7 protein-coding genes are annotated in these 6,104 nt (G+C 70.1%); 2 read left to right on the forward strand and 5 right to left on the reverse strand.

The window, feature by feature from the left end:
- The 3 genes from ACFQ4H_RS34405 to ACFQ4H_RS34415 form a co-directional block, all read right to left on the reverse strand.
- On the reverse strand, nt 1-1,613 hold a 1,613-nt coding region (locus ACFQ4H_RS34405), incomplete at its 3' end, for an ATP-dependent helicase (protein WP_377579416.1).
- Between the two features lie 114 nt (nt 1,614-1,727).
- The gene (locus ACFQ4H_RS34410; RefSeq protein WP_377579404.1) at nt 1,728-2,273 is read right to left on the reverse strand and encodes an LOG family protein; all 546 of its coding nucleotides are present in this window, start codon (nt 2,271-2,273) and stop codon (nt 1,728-1,730) included.
- Between the two features lie 2 nt (nt 2,274-2,275).
- The gene (locus ACFQ4H_RS34415; RefSeq protein WP_377579406.1) at nt 2,276-3,130 is read right to left on the reverse strand and encodes an LOG family protein; all 855 of its coding nucleotides are present in this window, start codon (nt 3,128-3,130) and stop codon (nt 2,276-2,278) included.
- A gap of 182 nt (nt 3,131-3,312) precedes the next feature.
- On the opposite strand from ACFQ4H_RS34415, the gene ACFQ4H_RS34420 reads away from it, so the two are divergent.
- A complete protein-coding gene (locus ACFQ4H_RS34420) occupies nt 3,313-3,489 on the forward strand; it encodes a hypothetical protein (RefSeq protein WP_377579408.1) in 177 nt (58 codons plus the stop codon).
- A 179-nt stretch (nt 3,490-3,668) separates the two neighbouring features.
- Here the strand turns inward: ACFQ4H_RS34420 and dapE are convergent, their stop codons facing one another.
- Nucleotides 3,669-4,742 carry a succinyl-diaminopimelate desuccinylase gene (gene dapE / locus ACFQ4H_RS34425; RefSeq protein ID WP_377579410.1) on the reverse strand — a complete coding sequence of 358 codons (1,074 nt, stop codon included), beginning with the start codon at nt 4,740-4,742 and terminating at the stop codon, nt 3,669-3,671.
- A 133-nt stretch (nt 4,743-4,875) separates the two neighbouring features.
- Between dapE and dapD the strand changes: the two genes are divergently transcribed.
- Nucleotides 4,876-5,835 (forward strand): 2,3,4,5-tetrahydropyridine-2,6-dicarboxylate N-succinyltransferase, encoded by a 960-nt coding sequence (gene dapD / locus ACFQ4H_RS34430; protein ID WP_377579412.1) that lies wholly within the window; start codon nt 4,876-4,878, stop codon nt 5,833-5,835.
- A gap of 66 nt (nt 5,836-5,901) precedes the next feature.
- On the opposite strand, the gene ACFQ4H_RS34435 is transcribed toward dapD, so the two are convergent.
- Nucleotides 5,902-6,104 (reverse strand): hypothetical protein (locus ACFQ4H_RS34435; RefSeq protein WP_377579414.1); only part of this gene is annotated, 203 nt, incomplete at its 5' end.

Consider the following 6,104-nt stretch of genomic DNA (forward strand, 5'->3'; position numbering starts at 1 on the left):
GTGGCCCCCGGCACCGCCGCGGCCTCCCGGGCGGTGGCCAGCAGACCGGCGACCGCCTGGGCCGGAGCGGCCCAGCGGCGCTCGATCGCAGCCAACTCGGCCGGGTCACGGAGTGCCTCGACCAGCAGCATCCCGGAGGGTCTACGGTCGCCCCCCGCCAGGGCCAACGCCCGTAGTCCCTGCCGCAGCCGGCGCTCGGCCAGCGGGTCCGCCCCACCCAGCGGCGAGTGCAGCAACGCCACCGCCGCCTCCTCGTCCAGCCGGTCCGGCTCCAACGCACAACGCAGGAGCAGCAACAGCGGGGCGACCCCCGGTTGCAGATGCAGCGGCAGGTCCTCGGCGTGCACCACGGTGGGCACACCGGCGGCGTTCAGGGCCCGTTGCAGCGACGGAAGTTGCAGGGTGGTCGACCGGACCAGCACGGCCATTCGCGACCAGGGCACGCCGTCCATCAGGTGCGCGGCTCGCAGGGCATGCGCCAGGTAGGCCGACTCACTGGTGGCGGAACGGAAGGTGCGGACCTCGACCGTACCCGGCTCGGCGTCGGGCAACGGTTGCAGCTGGCGGTGCCCGACCGGCCCACGCAGTCGACGGGCGACCCGAGCGGTCGCGGCCAGCAGTCCGGCTCCGGTCCGGTAGGACGTGGTCAACACGACCGTCCGGGCGACCGCACCGGAGGCCGTACGGAACCGGTCCGGAAAGGCACTCACCCCGGCCGGATCGGCACCCCGGAAGGCGTACGTCGACGAATCCGGGTCGGCGAACGCGACCAGTGGCTTCCCGCCGCCGGCCACCATGGCCAGCAGGTCGAGCTGGGCCGGGTCGGTGTCGGCCAACTCGTCCACGTAGACGTACGCCAGGCGGCGGCGCTCCGCAGCCAGCAGCCCGGGATCGTCGGCCAGCAGTCCGGCTGCGGCCCGGACCAGTTCGGCGTTGTCGTAGGCGACCGAGCCCCGGGTCGTCACGTCCCGCAGGGCCAGCACGGCGACGTACTCGCGGAGGAAGCGCGCGGCGGCCGGCCAGTCGGCCCGGCCCAGTTTCTCGCCCAGCCGGGCCAGCTCGACCGGCCCCACGCCCCGCTCGGCGGCCCGTAACAGCAGGTCACGCAGCTGCGCGGCGAACGCCCGGGTACGCAGCGCCGGGCGCAGCTCGTCCGGCCAGCCGACCGGATCGTCCGCGCCCTCCTCGCCGGCCACGTCCAACAGCTCACGGATGATCAGGTCCTGCTCGGGACCGGTGAGCAGCCGGGGTGAGGGTTCGCCCCGCTCCGCCGCCGCCCGGCGTAACAGGCCGAAGGCGTACGCCGGGAAGGTGCGGACCAGGGGTTCGTGCACCACCCGGTGCCGGCCCCGGGCCACCCGACCCTCGATCCGGTGCCGTAGGGCGGTGGCGCCCCGCCGCCCGAAGGTCAGCACGAGGATCCGCTCCGGGTCGACCCCTTCGGCCACCCGGGCGGCGACCGATTCGACGAGCGTGCTGGTCTTGCCGGTGCCGGGACCGCCCAGGACCAGCAGCGGGCCATCGGTGTGGGCGACGACCTCCTGTTGCCGGGCGTCGTCGACGTGCGCCGGCACGGCGTCAGCCGGCCGGCGGACCAGCCGGTACGCCTGCATGCCGCTCATCTCATCACGCCCGTGTGACGGCCCTCGGCCAAGGACACCTTCTCGTGTCCCCACCCACGCCGGGTCCGCCCCTGCCGGCCGGACCGCTGCCCCGGGGTGGTGGACTCAGCCGAGCCGCTCCTCGATCGCGTCGAGCGCGGCGGGCACCGAGTCGACCACCACCAGCAGGTCCAGCGCCTCGGTACGGGCGAACGCCTGTCCGGGTAGCCCACCCAGCCAGTCGAGCAATCCCCGGTAGAAGCCGTCCACGTCGAGGAGCACCACCGGTTTGCGGTGGATGGCCAGGGTTGCGGTGGTCCACACCTCGAACAGTTCGTCCAGCGTGCCGAGCCCGCCGGGCAGGGTGAGGAACGCATCCGATTTGTCGATCATGACCGTCTTACGACTGGCCATCCCGTCAGTGATCACAAGTTCGTCGGCACGCAGGTCGGCGACCTCCAGGTCGACCAGTGCCTGCGGGATGACGCCGAGCGTGTGACCACCGACGGCTCTCGCCCCGTCGGCCACCGCGCCCATCATGCCGACGCAGCCGCCGCCGGAGACCAGGCTGTGACCCCGCCGGGCGATCTCGTTGCCGGCCTCGGTGGCCACGTCGAGCCAGCGTTGGTCGAGGGTGGTGGAGGAGGCACAGAAGACGCAGATGGCGGCCACGCTCAACGCTCCCCGGTCCCGGTCGACGCCGCCTGCTGGCTGGCCTCGGTCTGGGCGACGGCCGTCTCCCGGATGGCCTCCTGCTCCGCAGCCAGCGTCGCGTCGGCGTCGACGATGTGCTGCACTGCGGCCGCGACGTCGTCGGTGACACAGATCAGTTCGAGGTCGACCGGGCCGATCTTCCCGTCCGCCATCATGCTGTCCCGCAGCCAGTCGAGCAGGCCACGCCAGTAGGCCTCACCCATGAGTACCACCGGAAAACGGGTGACCTTTCCGGTCTGCACCAGGGTCAGCGCCTCGAACAGTTCGTCCATGGTGCCGAACCCACCGGGCAGTACGACGAACGCCTGCGCGTACTTGACGAACATCGTCTTGCGGGCGAAGAAGTAGCGGAAGTCGATGGCGAGGTCGACCCAGTCGTTGATGCCCTGTTCAAAGGGAAGTTCGATGCCGAGTCCGACCGACAGGCCGCCGGCGTCGTTGGCACCCCGGTTGGCCGCCTCCATCACCCCGGGGCCACCACCGGTGATGACCGCATAGCCGGCGCGGGCGAGCGCCGCCCCCAGTTCCTGCGCCAGCTGGCACTCCGGGCTGTCCGGTTTGCTCCGGGCCGAACCGAAGACGCTGACTGCGGGCGGCAGGTCGGCCAGGGTGTCGAAGCCCTCCACGAACTCGGAGAGGATCCGCAACGCCCGCCAGGCGTCCTTGGTCTTCCAGTCCGCCCGGCTACGGGAGTCGAGCAGCCGCTGGTCGGCGGTGCTCCTCCCCGGAATCGCTTCCCGACGCAGCGTAACCGCCCCTCGGTGCCGTTCCGGGCCCGGAACGGGGCTGACGTTGCGACTCTTGCTGTGGCTCATGGAGTCCACGGTAGTGGTGGTGCCTGGACGTGGAACGCGACCATCCCGGCCGACCGGAAGAAACATCCGAATTTTCCTGGCTACAGGCAACTAAATGACTGGCTGAAACGTCTAACTATTCACATACTGGGTATGTACGGCATCAGGTTATGCCGTCGGCACGCCTTCGGGGGAGGGCAACCATGATGACCAACAACGAGATGAGCCGGCTCCGCCGGCAGATGCGGCAGCGGATCCGGGACGTGGTGGCCGAACGTCGGTTGGCACGCCAGAACGACCCGGCCCGGTCTACCGCCGCCGAACAGACGCAGACCACCATCGACTCCGCGATCAGCGAGGGATCCCTGGTCGGCAGTTGACAGATCTGGTCGGCAGTTGACAGATCTGATCGACACCGGCATATCCGAACGACAGTCGACACAACGAGGCCCGCCGATCGGAACCAACTGAATTCGGGATCCGGGGACCGTCACGGTCCCCGGATCCCGAATTTCTGACGGCGGTCGGATCGGGCCGGGAACGGACCGGCCGGGCCGGATCAGTGCGATGCCAGCCAGCGGTGCAGGATCGCGGCACCGTCGCGGATCTTGCCGATCTCGACGTGCTCGTCCGGCGCGTGGGCCAGGTTGGGGTCACCCGGCCCGAAGTTGAGCGCCGGGATACCGAGCGCGGCGAACCGCGCCACGTCCGTCCAGCCCAGTTTCGCCACCGGTGCTTCCCCTACCGCAGCCAGGAACTCCCGCGCCGGTGTCTCGGTGAGGCCGGGCAGTGCGCCTCCGGCCGAATCAACCACTTCGACCTCGAAGCCGGCGAACACCTCCCGGATGTGCGCCTGGGCCTGTTCCTCGCTCCGGTCCGGTGCGAACCGGTAGTTGACCACGACCTCGCACCGGTCGGGGATCACGTTGCCGGCGATGCCACCCTGGATGCGAACCGCGTTCAGCCCCTCCCGGTAGGTACAGCCGTCGATGTCCACGGTCCGCGCCTCGTACGCGGCCAGCCGGTTCAGCACCTCGCCGGCCGCGTGGATGGCGTTGACCCCCCGCCACGAGCGGGCCGAGTGCGCGCGGCGGCCGGTGGTGCCCACCACGGCCCGGATCGTCCCCTGGCAGCCGGCCTCCACCATCCCGTACGTCGGCTCCAGGAGCAGCGCGAAGTCGGCCATCAGCCACTCCGGGTGCGCCTGGGACACCAGGAACAACCCGTTGTACCGGGAGTCGATCTCCTCTGCCTCGTAGAAGAAGTACGTCACGTCGTACCTCGGCTCGGGCAGGGTCACCGCCAGGTGCAGCGCGTACGCCACACCCGACTTCATGTCCGAGGTGCCGCAGCCGTAGAGCAGGTCACCCCGCAGGGTCGACGGAAAGTTGTCGTTGTGCGGCACCGTGTCGAGATGTCCCGCCAGCACCACCCGCTGTGCCCGGCCCAGGTCGGTACGGGCCATCACGGTGTTGCCGTACCGCTGCACGGTCAGGTGGGAGGCCGACCGGAGCACCTCCTCGACACAGTCGGCGATGAACTTCTCGTTCAACGAGACGGACTCGATGTCCACCAGGGCGCGGGTCAACGCCACCGGATCGGCCAACACATCGGGGGTCAGCGGGTTCTCCATGCTGGGCAACGGTACCTTCATGGTCGTGAGGGCGAGGAGCGAGCGTTCCGGGATCGCTCACGTGGGACGCGGCGATGCCGGAATGTGAGCAGAGCTTGCGAGCCCCGCAGTTCACGAACGAAAGGCAAGCACTGTGACGAATGTGCAGCCCGCCTGGGGCATCGGCCTGGCGACCATCACCGCAGACGAGCAGGTGCTCGACACCTGGTACCCGACCGGCAAGCTGGGACTGGGCTCGCTGCCACTGGTGTCCGGCGAAGACTCCGGGGACGTACTGGACCTGCCGGCGGGTGCGGTCGGTGACCGGTCGCTGCCCGGACTGCGTACGGTCCAGGTGGTCACCGAGATCAAGTCGCTGGCCGATCCGATCTCCGGCGCGTCCGACGCGTACCTGCGGTTGCACCTGCTCTCCCACCGCCTGGTCCGCCCAAACGAGCTGAACCTCGACGGCATCTTCGGTGCGCTGGCCAACGTGGCCTGGACCTCGGCCGGGCCGTGCCCGCCGGACCGGGTCGACGAGCTGCGGGTCATCGAGCGGGCCGCCGGCCGGCACCTGGCGGTCTACGGGGTGGACAAGTTCCCCCGGATGACGGACTACGTCGTGCCGTCGGGGGTACGGATCGCCGACGCCGACCGGGTCCGCCTCGGTGCGCACCTGGCCGCCGGAACGACGGTCATGCACGAAGGCTTCTGCAACTTCAACGCCGGCACCCTCGGCACCTCGATGGTCGAGGGACGGATCGTGGCCGGCGTGGTCGTCGGTGACGGCTCGGACATCGGCGGCGGCGCCTCGATCATGGGCACCCTCTCCGGTGGCGGCACCGAGAAGGTTCGGATCGGCGAACGCAGCCTGCTCGGGGCCAACTCCGGGGTCGGCATCTCCATCGGTGACGACTGCGTGGTCGAGGCGGGCTGCTACATCACCGCCGCCTCGAAGATCACCCTGCCGGACGGTCGGGTGGTGAAGGGAATCGAACTCTCCGGCGTCGACGGGCTGCTTTTCTGGCGCAACTCGGTCACCGGGGCGTTGGAGGCCAGGCCGCGTACCGGCCGGGGCATCGAACTGAACGCGGCGCTGCACGCCAACGACTGAGGTGCGGGGAAGGGCCCCTTCCTGTCGCCTTCTGCATTTGGAAGCGGCCCTTCCCCCAACCCCGGATCAGATCAACCGGTACGCCCGAACGACGCTCTGCGTCACCGTGTTACCCGCCGAGTCGACCGCCTTTGCCCGCAGCGACACGTAGCCGGGCTGACCCGGGTGCTTTACGCCGGCCACCCAACCCCTACCGGTCGAGCGGACCTTCGCCTTCTGCCAGGTCGTCCCGTCGTCGTAGGAGACCTCGACCGTCAACGACCGCACCC

It is taken from the genome of Micromonospora sonneratiae, from assembly GCF_042679305.1.
Taxonomy (GTDB): Bacteria; Actinomycetota; Actinomycetes; order Mycobacteriales; family Micromonosporaceae; genus Micromonospora_H; species Micromonospora_H sonneratiae.

What these genes read in the sequence shown, in the direction of transcription:
- ACFQ4H_RS34415 (WP_377579406.1), bottom strand. Translation starts at nt 3,130, where the DNA reads ATGAGCCACAGCAAGAGTCGCAACGTCAGCCCCGTTCCGGGCCCGGAA.
- ACFQ4H_RS34420 (WP_377579408.1), top strand. Translation starts at nt 3,313, where the DNA reads ATGATGACCAACAACGAGATGAGCCGGCTCCGCCGGCAGATGCGGCAG.
- dapE (WP_377579410.1), bottom strand. Translation starts at nt 4,742, where the DNA reads ATGGAGAACCCGCTGACCCCCGATGTGTTGGCCGATCCGGTGGCGTTG.